General features: G+C 56.1%; 21 protein-coding genes and 1 other annotated feature. All 21 genes read right to left on the minus strand.

The window, feature by feature from the left end; translation table 11 throughout:
* Positions 1–86 precede the first annotated feature (86 nt).
* Positions 87–3749 (minus strand): DNA-directed RNA polymerase subunit beta', encoded by a 3663-nt coding sequence (gene rpoC / locus ACFSOY_RS20630; protein WP_386049737.1) that lies wholly within the window; start codon positions 3747–3749, stop codon positions 87–89.
* Positions 3750–3772: 23 nt separating this feature from the next.
* Positions 3773–7306 carry a DNA-directed RNA polymerase subunit beta gene (rpoB, locus tag ACFSOY_RS20635; protein WP_386049738.1) on the minus strand — a complete coding sequence of 1178 codons (3534 nt, stop codon included), beginning with the start codon at positions 7304–7306 and terminating at the stop codon, positions 3773–3775.
* Positions 7307–7548: 242 nt separating this feature from the next.
* Positions 7549–8157 (minus strand): class I SAM-dependent methyltransferase, encoded by a 609-nt coding sequence (locus ACFSOY_RS20640; protein ID WP_386049739.1) that lies wholly within the window; start codon positions 8155–8157, stop codon positions 7549–7551.
* 118 nt (positions 8158–8275) lie between these two features.
* A complete protein-coding gene (rplL, locus tag ACFSOY_RS20645) occupies positions 8276–8641 on the minus strand; it encodes a 50S ribosomal protein L7/L12 (RefSeq protein ID WP_386049740.1) in 366 nt (121 codons plus the stop codon).
* A 50-nt stretch (positions 8642–8691) separates the two neighbouring features.
* On the minus strand, positions 8692–9183 hold the full coding sequence (gene rplJ, locus ACFSOY_RS20650; protein WP_386049741.1) for a 50S ribosomal protein L10: 492 nt from the start codon (positions 9181–9183) through the stop codon (positions 8692–8694).
* Positions 9184–9206: 23 nt separating this feature from the next.
* Positions 9207–9356: a sequence feature (ribosomal protein L10 leader region), on the minus strand.
* Between the two features lie 57 nt (positions 9357–9413).
* Positions 9414–10109 (minus strand): 50S ribosomal protein L1, encoded by a 696-nt coding sequence (rplA, locus tag ACFSOY_RS20655; RefSeq protein WP_386049742.1) that lies wholly within the window; start codon positions 10107–10109, stop codon positions 9414–9416.
* 106 nt (positions 10110–10215) lie between these two features.
* On the minus strand, positions 10216–10641 hold the full coding sequence (gene rplK, locus ACFSOY_RS20660; RefSeq protein ID WP_132946757.1) for a 50S ribosomal protein L11: 426 nt from the start codon (positions 10639–10641) through the stop codon (positions 10216–10218).
* A gap of 105 nt (positions 10642–10746) precedes the next feature.
* Positions 10747–11289 carry a transcription termination/antitermination protein NusG gene (gene nusG, locus ACFSOY_RS20665; RefSeq protein WP_386049743.1) on the minus strand — a complete coding sequence of 181 codons (543 nt, stop codon included), beginning with the start codon at positions 11287–11289 and terminating at the stop codon, positions 10747–10749.
* Between the two features lie 71 nt (positions 11290–11360).
* On the minus strand, positions 11361–11597 hold the full coding sequence (secE, locus tag ACFSOY_RS20670) for a preprotein translocase subunit SecE (protein WP_386049744.1): 237 nt from the start codon (positions 11595–11597) through the stop codon (positions 11361–11363).
* Positions 11598–11627: 30 nt separating this feature from the next.
* Entirely contained in the window at positions 11628–11777 is a 150-nt protein-coding gene (gene rpmG / locus ACFSOY_RS20675; RefSeq protein WP_386049745.1) for a 50S ribosomal protein L33, read from the minus strand.
* A gap of 193 nt (positions 11778–11970) precedes the next feature.
* Positions 11971–12618 carry an RNA polymerase sporulation sigma factor SigH gene (gene sigH, locus ACFSOY_RS20680; RefSeq protein WP_386049746.1) on the minus strand — a complete coding sequence of 216 codons (648 nt, stop codon included), beginning with the start codon at positions 12616–12618 and terminating at the stop codon, positions 11971–11973.
* A 152-nt stretch (positions 12619–12770) separates the two neighbouring features.
* The gene (locus ACFSOY_RS20685; RefSeq protein WP_386049747.1) at positions 12771–13283 is read right to left on the minus strand and encodes an NYN domain-containing protein; all 513 of its coding nucleotides are present in this window, start codon (positions 13281–13283) and stop codon (positions 12771–12773) included.
* A 16-nt stretch (positions 13284–13299) separates the two neighbouring features.
* Complete coding sequence (gene rlmB, locus ACFSOY_RS20690) at positions 13300–14214, minus strand: 23S rRNA (guanosine(2251)-2'-O)-methyltransferase RlmB (protein ID WP_386049748.1); 915 nt, start codon at positions 14212–14214, stop codon at positions 13300–13302.
* Positions 14211–14693, minus strand: coding sequence for a Mini-ribonuclease 3 (locus ACFSOY_RS20695; protein ID WP_386049749.1), 483 nt, complete (start codon positions 14691–14693; stop codon positions 14211–14213). Before ACFSOY_RS20695 ends, rlmB begins: the two co-directional genes overlap by 4 nt.
* A gap of 4 nt (positions 14694–14697) precedes the next feature.
* The gene (gene cysS / locus ACFSOY_RS20700) at positions 14698–16086 is read right to left on the minus strand and encodes a cysteine--tRNA ligase (RefSeq protein ID WP_386049750.1); all 1389 of its coding nucleotides are present in this window, start codon (positions 16084–16086) and stop codon (positions 14698–14700) included.
* Entirely contained in the window at positions 16067–16735 is a 669-nt protein-coding gene (cysE, locus tag ACFSOY_RS20705) for a serine O-acetyltransferase (RefSeq protein ID WP_386049751.1), read from the minus strand. Before cysE ends, cysS begins: the two co-directional genes overlap by 20 nt.
* 333 nt (positions 16736–17068) lie before the next feature.
* Positions 17069–18514: a glutamate--tRNA ligase gene (gltX, locus tag ACFSOY_RS20710; RefSeq protein WP_386049752.1), complete on the minus strand. Its 1446-nt coding sequence runs from the start codon at positions 18512–18514 to the stop codon at positions 17069–17071.
* A gap of 61 nt (positions 18515–18575) precedes the next feature.
* A complete protein-coding gene (ispF, locus tag ACFSOY_RS20715; protein ID WP_386049753.1) occupies positions 18576–19055 on the minus strand; it encodes a 2-C-methyl-D-erythritol 2,4-cyclodiphosphate synthase in 480 nt (159 codons plus the stop codon).
* The gene (ispD, locus tag ACFSOY_RS20720) at positions 19052–19747 is read right to left on the minus strand and encodes a 2-C-methyl-D-erythritol 4-phosphate cytidylyltransferase (RefSeq protein ID WP_386049754.1); all 696 of its coding nucleotides are present in this window, start codon (positions 19745–19747) and stop codon (positions 19052–19054) included. The genes ispF and ispD overlap by 4 nt, the downstream gene beginning before the upstream one ends.
* 116 nt (positions 19748–19863) lie before the next feature.
* Positions 19864–20940 (minus strand): PIN/TRAM domain-containing protein, encoded by a 1077-nt coding sequence (locus ACFSOY_RS20725; protein ID WP_386049755.1) that lies wholly within the window; start codon positions 20938–20940, stop codon positions 19864–19866.
* A 306-nt stretch (positions 20941–21246) separates the two neighbouring features.
* Positions 21247–21972, minus strand: coding sequence for a CDP-diacylglycerol--serine O-phosphatidyltransferase (pssA, locus tag ACFSOY_RS20730; protein ID WP_386049765.1), 726 nt, complete (start codon positions 21970–21972; stop codon positions 21247–21249).
* Positions 21973–21979: the final 7 nt, after the last annotated feature.

A 21979-nucleotide genomic window follows, 5' to 3' on the forward strand; every position in this document is an offset into this window, starting at 1 on the left:
AAAAGCGATACAATGTTTTTTATGATGAAATCAAATAGCCAGACGGAAGGCGCCCGTGTTTCAGGAGCGCCTCCCTGTGGCTATGATCATTCAGCGACCGTTTCGGCAGCTTCCAGCTCAGTTCCCTCGACTCCGTCGTGGAATTCGCCTTCAGCAAGCAGCGATTCTTCTTCTGTTTCGGTACCGTCTTCGATCTTGATGTTGCGATAGCGGGACATCCCGGTGCCGGCCGGAACCAGCTTCCCGATGATGACGTTCTCCTTCAGCCCGAGGAGACGGTCCACCTTCCCTTTGATCGCAGCTTCGGTCAGGACGCGTGTCGTCTCTTGGAAGGAAGCTGCCGAGAGGAAGGAATCTGTCTCAAGCGATGCTTTGGTGATCCCGAGCAGCGCAGGGCGCGCGACTGCAGGATCGCCAGTGCCGCCTACGAGCACAGGCAGATTCGCCTTCTCAAACTCATAGATGTCCACATAGGTGCCCGGCAACAGGCTGGTATCGCCCGCGTCGATGATGCGAACTTTGCGCAGCATCTGGCGAACCATGACCTCGACGTGCTTATCGTTGATCTCAACGCCTTGCAGGCGATATACGCGCTGCACTTCGCGCAAGAGATACATCTGCACGCCGTGGATGCCTTTTACTTTCAGCATGTCTTTCGGGTCGATCGAACCTTCGGTCAGCTCGTCGCCCGCTTCGATGACTTGCCCCTTGGTCACGCGGATGCGGGAACCATACGGAACCGGGTACACTTTGACCTCCGCGTTGCCGCTGACTTCGATCTCGCGCTTGTCCTTGACTTCACGGATGTCTGACACCGCGCCGTCGATCTCGGTGATGATCGCTTGACCTTTCGGATTGCGCGCTTCGAACAGCTCCTGAATCCGCGGAAGACCTTGCGTGATGTCATCCCCTGCAACGCCGCCGGTGTGGAAGGTACGCATGGTCAGCTGCGTGCCCGGCTCACCGATCGACTGCGCTGCGATGATGCCGACAGCTTCGCCGATCTCCACCATGTTGCCCGTCGCCAGGTTGCGGCCGTAGCAGTTGATGCAAACGCCGTGTTGGGTGCGGCAGGTGGTGACAGAACGAATGTTGACGCGCTCGATGTTCGCCGCGATGATCGTCCGACCTTTTTCTTCGTCGATCAGCTCGTTGACATCGACGATCACTTCGCCCGTCTCCGGGTGTTTGACCGTCTGGAACGCCATGCGCCCGACGATGCGGTCGATCAGTTCCTCGATGACCTCTTTGCCATCGCGGATCTCCTCTGCCCAGACGCCTTTGTCAGTTCCGCAGTCGTGCTGGCGGACGATGACGTCTTGCGCAACGTCGACCAGACGACGCGTCAGGTAGCCGGAGTCGGCCGTACGAAGCGCCGTATCGGCAAGACCTTTACGAGCACCGTGCGTCGAGATGAAGTACTCGGATACGGTCAGCCCCTCGCGGAAGTTCGACTTGATCGGCAACTCGATGATCCGACCGGACGGGTTGGCCATCAGACCGCGCATCCCGGCGAGCTGAGTGATCTGCGATACGTTACCGCGCGCACCGGAGTGCGCCATCATGTAGATCGGGTTGAAGCGGTCGAGCGAGCCCATCAACACGGTGGTGATCTCGTCTTTCGCTTTCGACCAGACGGAGATGACGCGGTCATAGCGCTCATCGTCGGTGATCAGGCCACGGCGGAACTGCTTGGTGACCGAGGCGACCTTTTCTTCCGCTTTTTCAAGGATGTCATACTTCGCCTGTGGAACGATGATGTCGGCGACGGAGATCGTGATCCCAGCGCGGGTCGAATATTTGAACGCCAGCGCCTTGATCTTGTCGAGCGTCTCCGACGTGATCGTCGTACCATAGCGGCGGAAGCACTCGGCGATGATCTGACCGAGGTACCCTTTTACGACTGCCGACTGCGCCTCGACAGCTGCTGCTGCCGCGCGGAAGTCGGACGACTTGTCAAAGATGAAGAACTCGTCAGGCGTCCCTTTTAGCAAGTTTTCCTGCTTCGCCGAGTTGATGAACGGGAAGTCGGCGGGGAAGATCTCGTTGAAGATGATCTTGCCTGGCGTGGTGATCAGGTAGGCATTTTCCTGCGCTTCGGTGAACGAAGTTTTGCCGAGCACTTTCGCCGGAATGATGATCCGGGTGTGCAGCGACATCTGACCGGTATCATACGCCATCAGCGCTTCGGTCGACGAGTGGAACACGCGACCTTCGCCCTGCTCGCCGATGCGATCCATGGTCAGGTAGTACGATCCGAGCACCATGTCCTGCGTCGGGGTGACGACCGGCTTGCCGTCTTTCGGGTTCAAGATGTTGTGCGCCGCCAGCATCAGCAGGCGAGCTTCCGCCTGTGCCTCTGCGGAGAGCGGCACGTGAACAGCCATTTGGTCACCGTCAAAGTCGGCGTTGTACGCCGTACAGACGAGCGGATGCAGCTTGATCGCACGGCCTTCGACCAGCGTCGGTTCGAACGCCTGAATCCCCAAGCGGTGCAAGGTAGGTGCGCGGTTGAGCAACACCGGGTGTTCCTTGATCACCTCTTCGAGCACATCCCATACCTCAGCCGACACGCGCTCCACTTTGCGCTTCGCGCTCTTGATGTTGTGCGCAAGGCCCTTCGCCACCAATTCCTTCATGACGAACGGCTTGAACAGCTCAAGCGCCATCTCCTTCGGCAGACCGCACTGGTACATGCGCAGGTGCGGACCGACGACGATAACGGAACGACCCGAATAGTCGACGCGCTTCCCGAGCAGGTTTTGACGGAAACGGCCTTGCTTCCCTTTGAGCATGTGCGAGAGCGACTTGAGCGGACGGTTGCCCGGTCCTGTGACCGGACGGCCGCGGCGACCGTTGTCGATCAGCGCATCGACCGCTTCTTGCAGCATCCGCTTTTCGTTTTGCACGATGATGTCAGGAGCGCCGAGATCGAGCAGGCGCTTGAGGCGGTTGTTCCGGTTGATCACGCGGCGGTACAGGTCGTTCAGGTCGGACGTTGCAAAGCGGCCGCCGTCGAGCTGAACCATCGGGCGCAGCTCAGGCGGGATGACCGGCAGCACGTCGAGGATCATCCAGGACGGCGCGTTGGTCGATGTGCGGAACGCTTCCATGACTTCCAATCGCTTGATCGCACGGTTGCGGCGCTGACCTTGCGCGGTCTTCAGCTCCTCTTTTAACTGCTCGACCTCTTTCACCACTTCGACTTGGAGCAAAAGCTTTTTGATCGCTTCCGCACCCATGCCCGCTTCGAAAGCGTAGCCGTATTTCTCGCGGTACGAACGGTACTCTTTCTCAGACAGCAACTGCTTGTATTCGAGCGGTGTATCACCCGCGTTGGTCACCACGTAGGAAGCGAAATAGATCACTTCCTCCAGCGAGCGCGGGCTCATGTCGAGAACGAGACCCATGCGGCTCGGAATGCCCTTGAAGTACCAGATGTGGGAGACGGGGGCAGCCAACTCGATGTGCCCCATTCTCTCCCGACGAACTTTTGCACGCGTTACCTCGACGCCGCAACGATCGCAGACGACACCTTTATAACGAACGCGCTTGTACTTCCCGCAATGACATTCCCAGTCGCGCTGGGGCCCGAAGATTTTTTCGCAGAACAGACCTTCTTTTTCAGGCTTGAGGGTCCGGTAGTTGATCGTCTCTGGCTTCTTAACTTCCCCGTGCGACCACGAGCGGATCTTTTCAGGTGATGCCAAACCGATCTTCATGTACTCAAAGTTGTTGACGTCCAACAAGGGGCCTACCTCCCTTTCCGTTCTTACTCGTCAGCGACTTCACGAGCGGAGAGATTCAAGTTGAGCTTCTCTCCCGAATCGTCATCCTCGTCGCTTTCACGCATCACGATCTCTTGCTCATCTTCCGTCAGGATTTTCACGTCCATCCCGAGGGATTGGAGTTCCTTGATCAAGACTTTGAACGATTCTGGAACACCTGGCTCCGGAACGTTCTCGCCCTTGACGATCGCTTCATACGTCTTCACGCGACCGACCACGTCGTCCGATTTGACGGTGAGGATCTCTTGGAGGGTGTATGCTGCGCCGTATGCTTCGAGCGCCCATACCTCCATCTCCCCGAAGCGCTGACCACCAAACTGAGCTTTACCGCCGAGCGGCTGCTGCGTAACGAGCGAGTACGGCCCGGTGGAGCGTGCGTGGATTTTATCATCGACCAGATGGTGAAGCTTCAGCATGTACACACAGCCGACGGTGACGCGGTTCTCGAACGGCTCACCGGTACGACCATCGTAGAGCACCTGTTTGCCATCGCGCGGCAAGCCTGCCTCTTCCAGCGTATCGAACACATCGGTTTCCCGAGCGCCGTCAAACACCGGGGTAGCGACGGAGATGCCCAGCGCACGAGCAGCCATGCCCAAGTGCGTTTCCAGAACCTGACCGATGTTCATCCGCGACGGTACGCCGAGCGGGTTGAGCACGACTTGAACTGGAGTTCCGTCCGAGAGGAACGGCATGTCTTCCTCCGCCATGATGCGGGCGACAACACCTTTGTTCCCGTGGCGGCCTGCCATCTTGTCACCTTCGGAGATCTTGCGCTTCTGCGCGATGTAGACGCGCACGAGCTGGTTGACGCCCGGCGGCAGCTCATCGCCGTTGTCGCGGGTGAACACTTTGACATCGACGACGATGCCGGCGCCACCGTGCGGAACGCGAAGGGACGTATCGCGGACTTCGCGCGCTTTTTCGCCGAAGATCGCGTGCAGGAGGCGCTCTTCTGCCGTCAGTTCGGTCACGCCTTTAGGCGTCACTTTGCCGACGAGGATATCGCCAGCTTCGATCTCCGCACCTACGCGGATGATGCCGCGCTCATCGAGGTTCTTCAGCGCTTCATCGCCAACGTTCGGGATATCGCGGGTGATCTCTTCCGGCCCGAGCTTCGTGTCGCGCGCTTCCGCCTCATACTCCTCGATGTGTAAAGAGGTGTACACATCCTCTTTGACCAGCTTCTCGGAGAGCAGGATCGCATCCTCGTAGTTGTACCCTTCCCAAGTCATAAACGCGACGATGACGTTCTTGCCGAGCGCCAATTCACCAGAGTCGGTCGCCGGACCGTCTGCGATGATGTCCCCGCGCTTGACCTTCTCACCAGCTTGAAGAATCGGGCGCTGGTTGATGCAGGTCCCTTGGTTGGAGCGAGTGAATTTTAGCAGTTTATATTTGTGCAGATCGCCGTTGACCAGTCTGCCATCGACCTCCGACTGCTCACGAACCCACACTTCCTTGGCGGTGACCCGCTCGACGAGGCCGGTGTGCTTGGAGACGACGGTGGAACCGGAGTCTTTCGCCGCCTTGTGCTCCATGCCGGTGCCGACAAACGGAGCTTGCGGTTTCAGCAGCGGAACTGCCTGACGTTGCATGTTCGATCCCATCAGCGCGCGGTTGGCATCGTCGTTCTCCAAGAACGGGATGCAGGCGGTCGCGACAGATACGACCTGCTTCGGCGAGACGTCCATATAGTCGACGCGCTCCGGTGCGAGCAACAGCGTCTCCTCTTTGAAGCGGACGATCACCTGCTCATCGATCATCTTGCCCGTCTCGTCGAGGTTCGCGTTCGCCTGGGCGATAACGTAGTTATCCTCTTCATCGGCGGTCAGATAGTCGATCTGCTCGGTCGCTTGGAGCGTCTCCGGGTTCACCCGGCGGTACGGAGTCTCGATGAAGCCGTACTCGTTGATGCGCGCATAGGTGGAGAGATAGTTGATCAAACCGATGTTCGGACCTTCCGGCGTCTCGATCGGGCACATGCGCCCATAGTGAGAGTGATGGACGTCACGAACTTCGAAACCTGCGCGCTCACGGGTCAGACCGCCCGGGCCGAGCGCAGACAGACGACGCTTGTGCGTGAGCTCTGCCAGCGGGTTGGTCTGATCCATGAACTGGGACAGCTGCGAGGAGCCGAAGAACTCCTTGATCGCAGCGATGACCGGACGGATGTTGATCAGCGCCTGCGGCGTGATCGCATTCGCATCCTGGATCGACATCCGCTCGCGAACGACGCGCTCCATCCGGGAGAGACCGATGCGGAACTGGTTGGTGAGCAACTCACCTACAGAGCGCAGACGGCGGTTCCCCAAGTGGTCGATGTCATCGGTCGAACCGACGCCATGCAACAGGTTGATAAAATAGGAGATCGAAGCCAAGATGTCGGCCGGCGTGACATGCTTGACGTTCTTGTCGATGTTCGCATTGCCGATCACCTTGATCACCTTGCCGTCTTCGCGCGGGGAGAAAATCTTGATCTCCTGCACGTTGATCAGCTCTTCGGTGACAACGCCAGAGGTGGACTTGTACTCCACATGGTTGATGTCCCCTTCCAGCCACGGCAACACCTTGTCGAGCAGGCGACGGTCGAGCACTTGACCCGCTTCGGCGATGATCTCACCCGTGCTTTGATCAACCAGCGTCTCGGCGAGTCGCTGCCCGAGCAAACGGTTTTTAATATGAAGCTTCTTGTTGATCTTGTAGCGGCCGACGTTCGCCAGGTCGTAGCGCTTCGGATCGAAGAAGCGAGAGATTAAAAGGTTGCGGGCGTTCTCAAGCGTCGGGGGTTCACCCGGACGGAGACGCTCGTAGATTTCGAGCAAAGCCTTTTCGGAGTTCTCCGTGTTGTCCTTGTCAAGCGAGTTGCGGAGATACTCATCTTCGCCAAGCAGATTCAAGATCTCAGCGTCGGTGGAGAAACCAAGCGCACGCAAAAGCACCGTCACAGGAATTTTCCGTGTCCGGTCGATGCGCACGTAGATGATGTCTTTCGCATCGGTCTCTAACTCCAACCAAGCACCGCGGTTCGGGATGACAGTTGCTGTAAACGCCTTCTTCCCGTTTTTATCAATCTTGGTATTGAAGTAGACGCTTGGGGAACGCACCAACTGCGAAACGATGACGCGCTCGGCGCCGTTGATAATAAACGTGCCGGTATCGGTCATCAGCGGGAAATCGCCCATGAAGACTTCCTGCTCTTTGACTTCTCCAGTTTCGCGGTTGATGAGACGTACCTTCACACGCAGCGGTGCAGCGTATGTTACATCGCGCTCCTTCGATTCGTCGACCGAATACTTCGGGTCGCCCAAGCTGTAGTCTACAAACTCCAGCAAGAGGTTCCCCGTAAAGTCAGAGATCGGCGAGATGTCTTGGAACATTTCCCGCAGTCCCTCATCGAGGAAGTTCTGGTAGGACTTTTGCTGAATCTCGATCAGATTCGGCAGTTCCAATACTTCTTCCAGACGCGCATAGGTTCTACGCTGCCTTTTGCCGTATTGCACGAGTTGTCCCTTCAAATCTGTCACCCCTCATACCTTTGATCCACACACTCGCTCGCACCAAAAAAATAAAATGCGATACGTTATGTAAACACATTTCAAAAAACCACGTAATATTTAGTCGTTACCAGAATGCCCACGATTTATTCAGAAGCGCTCTGATGAGCCGATCTTCAGGAAAAATGCACATGGGGGCACTTTGGCATTTTGCATTTAATAACTATACTACAATGGAAAAACGGTGTCAACCTACAAGTATCTTACTTTCTCAGCACACCTTGACAGCGGAAAATGCGATACCCGGCGTCGCGCGCCACATCTTCAACGCTTTCAAACAGCTCTTCCAACTTTTTCTTTGCAGAGGGAGCGCCTTGCTTTTTTTGAATGACCACCCAGAGCTCTCCCGTTTCGGCCAGATGATCGACCGCTCCTTCGAAGATCGAATGCACCACCGCTTTTCCGGCGCGGATCGGCGGATTGGTCAAAATGCGATCATATCGAGTGGCCGCGAGCTGTTCAAACCGATCGCTGACGATCGCCTTCGCCCCGCGCGCCCCGTTCTGCTCGATGTTTCTGCGCGCAAGCTCTACCGCTCGCTCGTTCACATCGACCATCGTCACATCCCCATCTTCCGCAAGTCGAGCAGCTGTGATTCCAATCGGTCCATACCCACATCCCACATCGAGCACTTTGGCACCTTTCGGAATGTCCATCGTCTCGATCAGGAGCTGACTTCCGAAATCGACACCTCCCTTGGAGAATACGCCTGCATCTGTCCAAAACGTGAGATCGAAACCGCGCAAGGTGACGCGGATGGTGCGAAGCTCATGCTCCACGTTCGGCTGGTTGGTAAAATAGTGATCGGCCACGAACACACCTCCCAAAGTATACGTTGCCCATTTCTTTCCTTTTTAACAACAACGCTCCACAGTGAAAGAAAAAGCACCCTGCCACATGGCAAGGTGCTTCGTTTCGCCGAAAGGGCAATTACTTCACTTCGACGGATGCGCCAGCTTCTTCGAGCTTCGCTTTGATGGATTCTGCTTCGTCTTTGGAGATCTTTTCTTTCAGAGCTTTCGGAGCGTTGTCAACGATCTCTTTCGCTTCTTTCAGGCCGAGACCGGTCAGCTCACGAACAACTTTGATAACGTTGATCTTGGAAGCGCCAGCAGAGGTCAGGATTACGTCGAACTCGGATTGTTCTTCAACAGCTGCGCCGCCAGCAGCGCCGCCAGCCATAACGACCGGAGCTGCAGCAGTTACGCCGAATTCTTCTTCGATTGCTTTAACCAGATCGTTCAGATCGAGAACGGACATGCCTTTAATGGCTTCGATGATTTGCTCTTTAGACATTAGAGTACCCTCCTAAAAATGGTGTCGATTTTGGTGACAGAACGTAATGGTTACGCCTGTTCTTTTTGCTCAGCCACTTGCGAAACAGCGTATGCCAGGTTGCGCATCGGAGCTTGCAGCACGCTAAGCAGCATGGAGAGCAAGCCTTCGCGGTTCGGCAGTTCAGCCAGAGCGGTCACTTCTTCAACGTTGATTACCTTGCCCTCAACGATCCCTGCTTTCAGCTCAAGAGCTTTGTGCTCTTTCGCAAAGCTGTTCAGGATTTTCGCCGGTGCTACAACATCGTCATTGGAGAACGCGATTGCGTTCGGGCCAGTCAGGTATTGGTTGACTTCGCCCAGGTTGACCTGTTCAGCAGCACGACGGGTCATGGTGTTTTTCAGAACTCGGAACTCGATACCTGCTTCACGCAGACGTTTGCGGAGTTCGGTTACCTGGCCTACAGTCAGACCGCGGTAGTCTGCGATGATCGTAGACTTGGAGTTCTGAAGCTTCTCAGCGATCTCGCTCACGAGAGCCACTTTTTCCTCACGGATTCCCATCGTTACACCTCCTGTGTGCTTCTTGATCAAGAAGAAAACCCCCGCAGACAAGCTACGAGGGCATAAGTTACCTAAAAGGTGAAAGCCAAACGGCTTAACTTCTTGATCCTCGGCAGGCTATTAAGTCAGCGCATGCTGACACCTGCTGTCTGCGGTTCGTTGTTATTCACTTCGCAACAGAAGCTATATTATCACGCTTGACTACGAAAGTCAAAGCTTATTACTTCCGATTACTGTGTTACTTTTTGCAAGTTGACTTTCACGCCCGGCCCCATGGTGGAGGACAGGGTGACACTGCGCATGTACTGGCCTTTTGCAGCAGCCGGTTTCGCTTTTTGGATGGTGTCAACGAGCACGTTGAAGTTCTCGATCAGCTTTTCGTTGTCGAAGGAAACTTTGCCGATCGGAGCATGGATGTTACCAACGCGGTCAACGCGGTATTCGATCTTACCCGCTTTGATCTCGTTTACAGCCTTCGTCACGTCAAACGTAACGGTACCGGTCTTCGGGTTCGGCATGAGACCTTTCGGACCGAGCACGCGGCCGAGTTTACCAACCGAAGCCATCATGTCCGGAGTTGCGACTACGGAGTCGAAATCGAACCAGCCTTGGTTGATCTTGTTGATCATATCTTCATCGCCGACGAAGTCTGCACCAGCAGCCTCAGCTTCTTTTGCTTTGTCACCTTTCGCGAACACAAGAACGCGCAATACTTTACCGGTGCCGTGCGGCAGAACGACCGCACCGCGGATCGCTTGATCCGCTTTCTTCGGGTCGATGCCCAGACGGAAAGCAACTTCTACAGTTTCGTCAAACTTCGCTGTAGCGGTCTTTTTCACCAGCTCGATCGCTTCGGACGGCTCATACTGAGTGTCGCGGTCGACCAGCTTTGCAGCTTCCAGATACTTCTTGCCTGCTTTTGCCATGTTCTTTCCTCCTTATGTGGTAGTGACGGTACAGAGTAACCTCCCACGAATAAGGGTTGGCAGGGGACCCACCAACCCGACGAAGAAACGAAGCTAATCTCTCGAATTAGTCTTCGATTACGATGCCCATAGAGCGTGCGGTGCCTTCGACCATGCGCATAGCTGCCTCAACGGAAGCTGCGTTCAGGTCTACCATTTTCGATTCTGCGATTTCGCGAACCTTATCACGCTTAACAGTTGCAACTTTCTTCTTGTTCGGCTCGCCGGAACCGGATTCGATGCCTGCTGCTTTTTTCAGCAGAACAGCTGCCGGCGGGGTCTTGGTTTCGAAGGTAAAGGAACGATCTTCGTAAACCGTGATGACAACCGGGATAATCAGGCCTGCTTGCTCAGCAGTACGAGCGTTGAACTCCTTGCAGAAGCCCATGATGTTTACCCCAGCTTGACCGAGTGCCGGACCTACCGGCGGAGCAGGGGTGGCCTTTGCTGCCGGAATTTGCAGCTTTACGATCTTGGTAACTTTTTTCGCCACTACGTCCACCTCCTTCTTCACAAGATGTGGTCAACGGGACTAGCCCTCCCACTAAAAGTGGCCTATGATGGGTGAGATCACAGACCAACGCAATACCAGACAAGATTATAACTTCTCCACCTGTTCGAAGTCAAGCTCAAGTGGGGTTTCGCGTCCGAACATAGAGACCAGAACTTTGAGCTTTTGCTTGTCCTCTTGGATCTCCTCGATCGAACCCACAAAGTTTGCAAATGGCCCTTCGACGATGCGAACGGCTTCTTTGAGGGTATAATCCACCTTTTTGCGAGTCTCATCCACACCCATCGACCTGAGGATGGCTTTGACTTCAGACGGCAACAGAGGAGTCGGCTTGGAACCAGCCCCAGCAGATCCGACAAAGCCTGTTACACCTGGTGTGTTGCGAACGACATACCAAGAGTCATCGGTCATGATCATCTCCACGAGCACGTAGCCCGGGAAGACTTTGCGCATCACCGATTTCTTCTTGCCGTTTTTGATCTCCGTCTCCTCTTCCACCGGGACGAGGACGCGGAAGATCTTGTCTTCCATCTCCATCGAGTGCACACGCTTTTCAAGGTTGGTCTTCACCTTGTTTTCGTAACCGGAGTAGGTATGGACGACATACCAGCGTTTCTCTAATTGTTCCATGTCCGCGAGGGCAGGATGCCCTTCCCCCCTTAGTTTGGTGAAAAGTTACTGTGTCTACTTTGCGCCGTCTACTATGCACCAAGCCCGATCAGCTTGAGCAAGTAGCTGATCCCAAGGTCGAAACCGAAGATCAGCAGGATGATGAAAATACACGTTCCCATGACCACCATCGTGTAGCTCACGAGCTCTTTGCGATTGGGCCAGCGAACGCGCTTAAGTTCGCCCCAAGCGTCCTTGAAAAACTGAATCGAACGCTTGAAAAATCCGGGACGCGCTTGCTTCTGTTCACCTGCAACAGAACTAGCCATGAGTGTTTTCCCCCTTAAAACAGGGCACCATTAGCGAGTTTCACGGTGCGCAGTATGAGTGTTGCAGAACTTGCAATACTTCTTCATCTCGATGCGGTCGGGGTTGTTCTTCTTATTCTTTTTGGTGATGTAGTTGCGCTGCTTGCAATCGGTGCAAGCCAGGGTCACGTTAACTCGCATCTATGACACCTCCTAGCTGGATGCTCAAATATCAAAACTCGTCCATTCTCATGGATACCCATATAAATTTAGCACAACGGCTACTTGATGTCAACCGAACTCCCTTGATACTAGGATTGACATCCCGCTTAGCAAATAAACGGCAGGAGACATCAAAAAAAGGTAGGCTTCTCTCGATGACCTACCTCTTCTGTCAGTTGACATCTCGAATTTCCAAATAGCGTTCCAACTTGCGTTTCACCCGCTGCAGAGCGTTGTCGATCGACTTGACGTGACGTTTTAAGTCAACGGCGATCTCCTGATAGGATCGCCCGTCCAGATAGAGCATCAGCACCTTGCGTTCCAAGTCGCTCAAAATCTCTCCCATTCGCACCTCGATGTCATCAAACTCTTCCTGGTTGATGATCAGCTCCTCCGGGTCTGTGACGCGGGAGCCGCAGATCACATCGAGCAGCGTCCGATCTGAGTCTTCGTCGTAGATCGGCTTGTCCAAGGAAACGTAAGAATTCAAGGGAATGTGCTTCTGACGCGTCGCCGTCTTGATCGCAGTGATGATTTGTCTGGTGATGCAAAGTTCAGCAAAAGCCTTGAAGGATGCTAACTTGTCATCTCGAAAGTCGCGAATGGACTTGTACAAGCCGATCATTCCCTCTTGCACGATATCCTCGCGATCCGCCCCGATCAGAAAATAGGAGCGTGCCTTGGCTCGAACGAAGTTCTTGTATTTGTGAATCAGATGTTCAAGCGCTTCGTCATCGCCCTGTCGCACAAGTTCGACCAAGTCTTCATCAGACATCGCTTCAAGATCGTGCTGCACTTGACCTGTAGGAATGCTTATCACTTCTCATCCCTCCGACTAAAAGGCGTTGCGCCAAGATGACCCCATTATACTTTATGTAATCTAGCAGGGTCAATTGCTAACTTCCGTCATTTCCTTCTTTAAAATTTGAACATTTTATGAACAAACGGCTGCCAGCCGACCTGGCTGGCAGCCTAACCGCGGCGCCACTTCTCAAACATCTCCCGCACCTGTGGCGAGAGATGGTCGTCGATCACATTGCGGGCGCCGTTTTGCCGATCTACCTGTTCGCGTATCTGTCGTTTTGCCGTCTGCACGTCCGTTCGCAGCTCGCGCGCTGAGATGCGCAGCGCACCGCCGCCAAAGGTGACCTGCTGCTCCACAAAATCGCTCGTCGCAACATAGATGTGCATCCTGGTCTTTTCCCGCAGGAAATCGTACACCAACCGCTCGATCAGTTCATCTGCCGTCTCTTCCTGATCGCTGTAGTAGACTTCGATCCCCGAGTGCACTTCAAGCGCTTGTCCACCCAGCGCGAGATGCGCGTCGAAGACGACGATCACCTCGCGCCCGGTGAACGCCTTGTACTCTTTCAGCCCGTCGAGCAGCCCATCGCGGGCCGCCTCCAAACTTTCGCGCTTCAGAGCGCGCAGCTCCGGCCAGTCGCCGATGATGTTGTACCCGTCAACAATCAGGACTTCACGCATCAGACTTCACACAAGGCTATTTCTTTTCGCCGCGCTGACGGAGCACTTCGTACAGCAGAATCCCAGTGGCCACGCCCGCGTTGAGCGATTGCACCTTGCCGATCATCGGCAGCCGCACCAGGTAGTCGCAACGCTTTTTGATCACCTCGCCGAGCCCTTTGCCCTCGTTGCCGATCACCAGCACCGTCGGTCCCGCCATGTCGACCTGATGATACATCTGCTCCCCGTCCACATCGGTGCCGACCACCCAGTACCCTTCTTTCTTCAACTGCTCGACCGTCTGCGAGATGTTGGGGACGCGCGCGACCGGCACATGTTCGATCGCCCCTGCCGACGCTTTTGCCACCGTCGCGGTCAACGGCACCGCACGGCGCTTCGGAATGATCACGCCGTGCGCGCCGACGCCGTCCGCCGAGCGCAGGATCGAGCCCAAGTTGTGCGGGTCTTCGATCTCGTCGAGCACGATGATCAGCCCCGGGCGCGGCGAGTTGTTCGCCGCTTGGAGAATCACGTCGAGTTCCACATATTCTTTTGCTGCGATGTAGGCGATGATCCCCTGGTGGTTGCGCCCTTCGGCGATCAGGTCGAGCTTCGACCGCGGCACGCTCTGCACGATGATGTTCTTCGCGCGCGCCTTTGCCATCAGCTCGGTGATCGAGCCGGCCGCACCTTCTGCCACGAGGATCTTGTTGATCTCGCGCCCCGACTTCAGCGCTTCCATCACCGGATGGCGCCCTTCGACCTGCTCATTGTTGCTCGCTGCGACTGCAGGCTCGCCCTTGACTGCGCGTTCGACCCGCTCTCGCTCTGGAGCCGGACGCTCCCTGCGCTCCGCCGCCGGTCCTCGGCGCTCCGCTCCTGCGCTTCTGCGCTCCGTCCCAAAACCTTTTCCTTTGCGCGGTGCTCGCTCTTTCTCCTTGCTTCTTCTCATCTGCATTCATCCTTTTTCGTCATAGTCTCGTCAGGTTGGCTCTCCGCTCGCTCAAGCCAAGCGATCGCGATGCTCGCAAGCTCCTGCAAGCGGTCAAATTCCCCTTGCAGATACAGATATCCGATCAAGCTCTCAAACCCGGTGGCATGGCGGTAGTCGATCAGGCTGCCGTTTTTCGGTGTGGAGCCCGACTTCGCATTGCGACCGCGCTTGACGATCGTCTGCTCCGCTTCGCTCAACGTCTGCATCAGCATGTGCAAGACGTCCGATTGCGCCTTCGCCTTCACATATTTGGTGGCAAACTTGTGCAGGCGGTCAGGCTTCATCTCGCCGCTCTGCACGAGATGCTCGCGAATGAAGATCTCCCAGATCGCATCGCCGATGTAGGCGAGCGCGAGCCCGGTCATCTCCTGCGGCTTTTTCACCGGCTTGGTCTGTCTGTTCAAAAGCTGCCTGATTCCAGCATGTTCCTCTGTCATCGATTCACTTCCGTCTCCAGCGTATGCCCTGCGGCGTGTCTTCCAGCACGATGCCCATCGCGGTCAACTCGTCGCGAATCTCATCGGCACGCTTCCAATTTTTCTCTTTCCGCGCCAGGTTGCGCTCCTCGATCAGCGATTCGACCTGCGCGTCCAGCGCGGCTTCCTCCTCGGCCGGGGTCAGCGCCAAGATGTCGAGGAACTCCTCCAGCAGTTGCAGGTAGGCGGTCAGCGCCTGCTTCTCCACCCGCTCTCCGCGCAGGTAGAGGTTGGCATCCGACACGAGGTCGAAGATCACCGTGATCGCATCGGCCGTGTTGAAATCCTCATCCATCGCCGCTTGAAACGCGCGGCGATAGCGGTCTGCGTCCACACTATCAGCATGACCTTCTGACGCGCTCTCTACTCGGTGCGACAGGTTGGTGATCGCCGTCGTGATCCGCTCATAGCCCGCCTTCGCATTTTCTGCCAGCTCAAGGGAGAAGTTGACCGGGTTCCGATAGTGCGCCGACAGGAGCAAGAAGCGCAGCACTTCGCCCGAATAGTTTTGCAGCAGATCGCGAGTCGTCAAAAAGTTGCCGGTCGACTTGGACATCTTCTCGTCGCCGAGGTTGACGAACGCGTTGTGCAGCCAATATTTTGCGAACGGCTTGTGCGTGCACGCCTCCGTCTGCGCCAGCTCGTTCTCATGGTGCGGGAAGGTCAGGTCGACCCCGCCGCCGTGAATGTCGATCTGCTCGCCCAGATACTTGAGGTTCATCGCCGAGCATTCGATGTGCCAGCCCGGACGCCCTTTCCCCCACGGCGAATCCCACGCGATCTCGCCCTCTTTGGCCGCTTTCCAAAGCGCAAAGTCGGTCGGGTGCTTTTTCAGATGGCTCACTTCCACGCGGGCACCGACGATCAGGTTGTCGAGCGTCTGCCCGGACAGCTTGCCATAGCCTTCGAACGAGGTCGTGTCAAAATAAACGTCGCCCTCCGACTCGTACGCATGGCCGAGCTCGATCAGCCTTTCGATGTAGGCGATGATCTCCGGCATCTCCTCGGTCACCCGCGGGTGCGCGGTGGCACGGCGGATGTGCAGCGCATCCGCATCTGCAAAATAGCTCTCGATATACTTGTCTGCCACCTGCTGCGGGGTCAGGTTTTCCTCCTGGCCGCGCTTGATGATCTTATCGTCAACATCGGTAAAATTTTGGACATAGTTCACTTCATAGCCGATCGATTCGAGATAGCGGCGCATCATGTCGAACACGATGAACGGACGCGCATTGCCGATGTGAAAATAATTGTAGACGGTCGGTCCGCAGATGTACATCTTGACCTTCCCGGGCTCGATGCTCTCAAACTTCTCTTTTTGCCGTGTTAACGAGTTATACACGTGAAGTGCCATCAACAGCCTCTCCTTCGCTTTTTTGTAGTCGTTTTAGCTCCTCTTTCAACTCGTCGATCTGACCTTGCAACTGCTTGATCTGCTCAGCGACCGGGTCGGGCAGGTTGCACTGCTCCATATCGTCCACCCGACGACCGTTTTGGATCACCACTTTGCCCGGGATGCCGACCACCGTCGAGTTGGGCGGCACTTCGCGCAGCACGACCGATCCCGCGCCGATCTTCGACCCGGAGCCGATCGTGAACGAGCCGAGCACTTTCGCCCCCGAGGCGACCAGCACGTTGTCGCCGAGGGTCGGGTGTCGCTTGCCTCGCTCCTTGCCCGTACCGCCGAGCGTCACGCCTTGATACAGCGTACAATCGTTGCCGATCTCCGCCGTCTCCCCGATCACCACACCCATCCCGTGGTCGATAAACAGACGGCGACCGATCGTCGCCCCCGGATGTATCTCAATCCCCGTCACCCAGCGCGAAAACTGCGAGACCAGGCGAGCAACTGTGCGCAGCTTCTTTCTCCACAACCAGTTGGCAACGCGGTACAACCACAGGGCGTGCAGGCCGGAGTAGGTGAGCACCACCTCCAGCGTGGAGCGCGCCGCCGGGTCACGGTTAAAAATGACTTGAATGTCTTCACGCATCCGTTCGAACATATGAGTCCACTCCCTCACCTAAATAAAAACCGCCTCTGCCCGATCAGACAGAGACGGTCTTATGCCGTGGTTCCACTCTGCTTGGTGCCGATTCGCAACATGATCTAAACGAAAAAGCACCCGCTTCTGCACCGGATAACGGCGGTGACCCGTCGGGCATTTCCTCCCGCGAACCGCAAGGCGCATTCAAAGAGTCAATTCCTCGCGACCGCTCTCAGCTCCGGGGCGATCGATACGGTTCGCTCCGGGCGGTGCTCTCTGGCAGGCTGTGCTCCTCTACTTCTTCCTTGCGCTTGATCTTTCCGTTCTGTTCTCTTCTATGGTAACAAATCCCTACCCTGCGATCAACTTGCCGAGGCGAGCGACCACCGTCTCTTTTCCAAGCAGGAACAGCGACAGGTTGAGATCTGGGCCGTGCGTCTGGCCGGTTGCTGCCACGCGGGACGGCATGAACAGCTGCTTCCCTTTGAAGCCCGTCTCCTTTTGCACCTCTTTGAGCGCCGCCTTGATGTTGTCAGCCGTGTAGTCATCCAGCGCGATCAGCTTGTCGCGGAACGCCTGCAGCACGACCGGCACCGACTCTTCCGCCAAAACCGCCTTCGCCTCATCATCATATGCAACTTCTGTCGTGAAGAACATCGCCGACAGCTCCACGATCTCCGACAGCGATGTCATGCCGTCTTTGTACAGCGAGATCAGCTGGGTCACCCACTCGCGGTCAAAATCAGCTCCGATGCGACCTGCGTCCTGCAAGAAGGGAATCGTCAGCTCGACGATGCGGTCGAGATCTGCCGCCTTGATGTATTGTCCGTTCATCCAGGCGAGCTTGTCCTTGTCGAAGATCGCGCCCGACTTGGAAACCCTGTCGAAGGAGAACTGTTCGACCAGCTCGTCCAGCGAGAAGATCTCCTGCTCCCCGACGGGCGACCAACCGAGCAGAGCCAAGAAGTTGTTGATCGCTTCTGGCAGATAGCCGAGCTCCTCATACTGCTCGATAAACTGAATGATCGACTCATCGCGCTTGGAGAGCTTTTTCCCAGTCTCGTTCAGGATCAGCGGGAGATGGGCAAACTCGGGCGCTTGCCAGCCGAACGCTTCATAGAGCATCAGTTGGCGCGGCGTGTTGGACAGATGCTCTTCCCCGCGCGCGACATGGGAGATCTTCATCAGCGCATCGTCGACGGTGACCGCGAAGTTGTAGGTCGGAACGCCATCGCTTTTGACGATGACAAAATCGCCGATCCCGTTCGACTCAAACTCCACATCGCCGCGGATCAGATCGTGAAACTTATAGACCTTGTCTGCCGGCACTTTGAAACGGATCGTCTTCTTGCGGCCTTCGCGCTCAAACTCGGCGCGCTGCTCTGCGGTCAGGTGGCGACATTTGCCCATGTAGCGCGGCATCTGCCCTTGCGCCATCAGCGATTCGCGCTCCGCTTCCAGCTCCTCTTCGGTGCAGTAGCAGGGGTAGGCAAGCCCGTCTGCCAGCAGTCGATCGATATGCGCTTGGTAGATGTCCAAGCGCTCCATGCAGGAGTACGGACCGTATTCGCCGCCCACCTCTGGACCTTCGTCCCAGTTCAGGCCGAGCCAGCGAAAGCCCTTCATGAAACCTTGCTCCGCATTTTCCTTGTTGCGCGCAAGGTCTGTATCCTCGATCCGCAGGATGTAGGTGCCTCCGTGCTTTCTCGCAAACAGGTAGTTGAACAGCGCAGTTCTCGCGCCGCCGATATGTAAATGTCCGGTCGGACTTGGTGCATAACGCAAGCGTACCGTCATCGTGAATAACCTCCATCAAAATGAGTTCCTTGCAGATAAACATCACTTCATTGTAACAGGTTTAGCTTTTTTTGACGAGAAGCACGACCGCTTGGGCAGCCATGCCCTCTTCGCGGCCGACAAAGCCGAGCTTTTCGGTCGTCGTCGCTTTGACGTTGACCTGGCTGAGCTCCGCCTGAAGCTCGCGCGCGATCACCCCGCGCATCTCTTCGATATAAGGGGCCAACTTCGGCTTCTGCGCCATGACCACGCAGTCGAGGTTGCCGAGCGCATAGCCGCGATCGGTGACCATGCTCCACACATGCGTCAACAGCTTCAGGGAATCCGCACCGGCAAACTGCGGATCTGTGTCAGGAAAATGCCTGCCGATGTCACCCTCCCCGATCGCTCCGAGCAGCGCGTCCTTGATCGCATGCAGCAGCACGTCCGCATCCGAATGTCCGAGCAACCCCTTGTCGTGCGGGATCAGCACACCGCCCAAGATCAGGTCGCGCCCTTCGACCAGCTGATGCACATCATAACCCATGCCCACTCGCATCATCGTCCCTCTTCCCCTCTCCTCTTCCACAGCGCCTCGGCGATCAGCAGATCGTCTGGCGTCGTGATCTTGATGTTCGAATACAGCCCTTCTACCATCCGCACCGGATGGCCCACCCACTCGACGAGCGACGCATCATCCGTGCTGATGCCGCCCTGCTGCTGCGCCGCTCGATGTGCGCGCTCCAAGAGCGGGCGCGTAAATGCTTGCGGGGTATGCACAGCAAACAGCTCGCGGCGATCGAGCGTCTCGGTGACCTGCTCGTTCACCACCCGCTTGATCGTGTCCTTGACCGCCACGCCGAGCGTCGCTGCGCCCTCGCGCTCCGCCGCTCGCAGCACCGCCTCCACCTCTGCCACCGTGACCAGCGGCCGGGCCGCGTCGTGAACGGCCACCAGCGCCGTTCGTTCGAGCAGTGCGCCCAGTCCGCGCCGCACCGAGTCTTGACGCTCGCGACCGCCCTCGACGATCGCGCCCACCTTGCTGATCTGATGGTCTTTCACATGCTTATCTACATATTCCCTATCATCGGCAGAGACGACCAGAACCATCCGGTCGACCGACGGGCAACTTGCCAACACCTGTAGCGTTCGCACCAGCACGGGCACGCCGGCAAGCGGCAGATACTGCTTTTTGATCCTGCTGCCCATCCGCGTGCCGCTGCCTGCTGCGACAACGATCACTTCCGTATGCATCGGGAATCTCCTCCACGCGTTGACGTCTCGTTTTATCTATACACCAACCAACTTGGGGTTGCAAGCAAAAAAGGGCCGCACCACAGGGGTACGGCACCTACTACGCGCGATGTGAATCAAAGAGCTCGCTCCAGCATCTTCGGCTTGGCAAAGATCATCCGTCCGGCCGAAGTCTGAAGCACCGAGGTCACCAACACCTCTAAGCGAGTGCCGATAAAGTCGCGTCCACCTTCGACGACGATCATCGTGCCGTCGTCCAAGTAACCGACCCCTTGATTGTGCTCCTTGCCATCTTTGATCACCTGCACGAAAATCTCCTCGCCAGGCAGGACGACCGGCTTGACCGCGTTGGCGAGATCGTTGATGTTCAGCACGCCGACTCCCTGCAGCTCACACACTTTGTTCAGGTTGAAGTCGTTGGTGACGACCTTCCCGTTGATCTGCTTGGCGAGGCGCACCAGCTTCGAATCGACCTCTTGAATCTCTTCGAAGTCGATCTCCATCACCTGCACTTTGATCTTCAGTTCCTTTTGGATCTTGTTCAGGATGTCCAACCCGCGGCGTCCACGGTTGCGCTTGAGCACGTCGGAGGAGTCGGCGATGTGCTGGAGCTCCTCCAGCACGAACGATGGAATGATCAGCACGCCATCGAGAAACTCCGTCTTGACGATGTCGGCGATCCGTCCGTCGATGATCACGCTCGTATCCAGGATCTTCGCCTCTCCCGGACGGAGCGCTCCCTCCGCCTTCCCCTTCTCCTTGCCGCCCAGGCGAGCCGGGAAGAAGCTCATCAGATCTTCCCGCTTGGTGAAGAAGAAGCGATACCCCATGTAGGCGAGCAGCACGCTCGCAAAGAATTGAACGACCTGACCGACGACCGGAATCAGCGCGATGGCCGGTGCCATCAGGTACGCGATGATAAGACCGAGAACCATCCCGAAAGCTCCGGCAACAACGTCGGGGAACGGGGTTTTGATCATCTTCTCTTCAAACCACTTGATCAAGCTCACCGTATAATCTACGATCCAGCTCGTCGCCAGAATAAAGAGCGAGCCGCCCAACACCGCACCGAAGATCGGGTGTACAAACGGGTTGATATCCAGCTTGATCAAGCTGAACAGCCCGGGGGCAAACTTGTAGCCCAACACGATCCCGATCACGGCAAAAAACAGATGCACAATGCGTTTTAGCACAGGAATGTCACCTCCATATCAAGCATTATAGACAAGGAAACGGTCATCAAAACGTAGGCAGACCCTTTAACATCACTTTTAAGAAAGAAAGACGTCCCTTGACGTCTTTATGAGTTCGAACACTAGCATACCACAAATCGACTGCACAGTCAATTTCGAATCATATATACTACCACAGCAATATGCAATCCGTCAACAACTAGTCACATTTTGTCGAAGTGCACAGATGACAGATGGGGCATACTGATACATACGCAAAAAAGCCACAAGGGTTTCGTATCCCTGTGGCTTTTCTTGGGCGATAGATCATTTTACGAACGAATTGAAAGAATCATCTACTGCTTTCTTTTTGCGGCGCTTCTTTTTTCCGTTTTTTTTTAAAACGCCGTACAGCGCGTAGCAGGCGAGCGGCAGGAAGATCAGTCGATTCACATATTGCGGCCAGAAGAAGAACGTGCCGAGCACGATCAGCAGAATCACCGGCACGATGTAATAGGTAGCTTTCGGAATCCCGACCTTCTTGAAGTTCGGGTATTTGACGTTCGACACCATCAGATAGGCGAGAAAGACCATGAGCAGCGGCAGCGTGATGTTCGGCGACGGCAGCAGATCATGATAGAGGGCGAGCGTCGCCAACACGCCGCCAGCCGCCGTGATCGGCAAGCCGACAAAGTAGTTGGGCGACCCGGTCGCAACGTTGAAGCGAGCCAACCGCAGCGCACCGCAGATCGGGAAGATCGCCGTGATCACCATGCCGATCCAGCCCAGTTTGTTCAGCACCACGCCATACATGATAAAGGCGGGCGCCACCCCGAAGGAGATCACGTCTGACAGCGAATCGAGCTCCTTGCCAAATTCGCTCTGCGCATTCAGCATGCGCGCAACGCGGCCATCGAGCCCGTCGAGCAGCATGCCGATGATCACCAACAGCGCTGCCCAATCAAAATTGCCTTGAAACGCAACGATGATAGATATGATACCTAAGAATAAGTTCCCAACAGTAAAAACGCTTGGTAAAGCGCGACGTACTATCATTTTC

It is taken from the genome of Tumebacillus lipolyticus, assembly GCF_042682745.1.
GTDB lineage: Bacteria > Bacillota > Bacilli > Tumebacillales > Tumebacillaceae > Tumebacillus_A > Tumebacillus_A lipolyticus.

Excerpts from the sequence above, each read along its gene's own strand:
- rplL (WP_386049740.1), bottom strand. The coding sequence starts at position 8,641 with ATGTCTAAAGAGCAAATCATCGAAGCCATTAAAGGCATGTCCGTTCTC.
- rplJ (WP_386049741.1), bottom strand. The coding sequence starts at position 9,183 with ATGGGAATCCGTGAGGAAAAAGTGGCTCTCGTGAGCGAGATCGCTGAG.
- rplA (WP_386049742.1), bottom strand. The coding sequence starts at position 10,109 with ATGGCAAAAGCAGGCAAGAAGTATCTGGAAGCTGCAAAGCTGGTCGAC.
- nusG (WP_386049743.1), bottom strand. The coding sequence starts at position 11,289 with ATGGAACAATTAGAGAAACGCTGGTATGTCGTCCATACCTACTCCGGT.
- secE (WP_386049744.1), bottom strand. The coding sequence starts at position 11,597 with ATGGCTAGTTCTGTTGCAGGTGAACAGAAGCAAGCGCGTCCCGGATTT.
- rpmG (WP_386049745.1), bottom strand. The coding sequence starts at position 11,777 with ATGCGAGTTAACGTGACCCTGGCTTGCACCGATTGCAAGCAGCGCAAC.
- ACFSOY_RS20685 (WP_386049747.1), bottom strand. The coding sequence starts at position 13,283 with ATGCGTGAAGTCCTGATTGTTGACGGGTACAACATCATCGGCGACTGG.
- rlmB (WP_386049748.1), bottom strand. The coding sequence starts at position 14,214 with ATGAGAAGAAGCAAGGAGAAAGAGCGAGCACCGCGCAAAGGAAAAGGT.
- ACFSOY_RS20695 (WP_386049749.1), bottom strand. The coding sequence starts at position 14,693 with ATGACAGAGGAACATGCTGGAATCAGGCAGCTTTTGAACAGACAGACC.
- cysS (WP_386049750.1), bottom strand. The coding sequence starts at position 16,086 with ATGGCACTTCACGTGTATAACTCGTTAACACGGCAAAAAGAGAAGTTT.
- cysE (WP_386049751.1), bottom strand. The coding sequence starts at position 16,735 with ATGTTCGAACGGATGCGTGAAGACATTCAAGTCATTTTTAACCGTGAC.
- gltX (WP_386049752.1), bottom strand. The coding sequence starts at position 18,514 with ATGACGGTACGCTTGCGTTATGCACCAAGTCCGACCGGACATTTACAT.
- ispF (WP_386049753.1), bottom strand. The coding sequence starts at position 19,055 with ATGATGCGAGTGGGCATGGGTTATGATGTGCATCAGCTGGTCGAAGGG.
- ispD (WP_386049754.1), bottom strand. The coding sequence starts at position 19,747 with ATGCATACGGAAGTGATCGTTGTCGCAGCAGGCAGCGGCACGCGGATG.